Source organism: Pseudomonas fluorescens, from assembly GCF_902498195.1.
In the GTDB taxonomy this organism is placed as follows: Bacteria; Pseudomonadota; Gammaproteobacteria; order Pseudomonadales; family Pseudomonadaceae; genus Aquipseudomonas; species Aquipseudomonas fluorescens_BU.
Genome location: NZ_CABVIY010000026.1, coordinates 1 through 529, shown reverse-complemented (window position 1 = coordinate 529; position 529 = coordinate 1). Strand labels below are relative to the sequence as shown.

At 57.7% G+C, this 529-nt stretch carries 1 protein-coding gene; it reads right to left on the bottom strand.

Annotated elements, in window-relative coordinates; genetic code table 11:
• A partial coding sequence (locus tag F8N66_RS31930; protein WP_412070765.1) for a DUF6124 family protein occupies positions 1-252 on the bottom strand: 252 nt, incomplete at its 3' end.
• Between the last annotated feature and the right edge of the window lie 277 nt (positions 253-529).

Genomic DNA, 529 nt, shown 5'->3' with positions numbered 1-529 from the left:
CGCGAAGTCACTGGCCATGACACTCGCCGACGCCAACGACTCACAGGCGTGTGCGAGCAGGCTTTCGGTGTCGATGTCCGGGGCGATGATGAACATTGTGCTGGGTTTGCGGGGGGCGGAAATGTTGATCATGGCGGGTTTGCGGTGGAGGCTGGAGGCGCGGGCGTCGGTAGTGCTTTCGCTTTGTGATTCTGGGGGATTCGGTGTCGGTTTGGGCCTGGTGAAGAGCCTGTAGAAAAATGAAACCACCATGACCTGTCGCTAAACAAGCAAGGGTGGCGGCTGTACGAAGGTTAGCGAACCGGTACAGGAGAACCGGCAGACCCGAAAGTCTCCGACGCACAGCCGCCATGATCAAAATTGCAGACATAGAAGCCTGCAATGAGGACTGGAGTGCTGTTGCTCCCTGTAACTGTTCGGATCGCTAAACCCGATCGCTGAATTTGCAGCGACCCAGCAACGATAGAGTCAGGGCCCAGGGTGCACAAGCCGGCGGATTCTGGCGTAGTTGTAGGCAATGGCGCAAGGT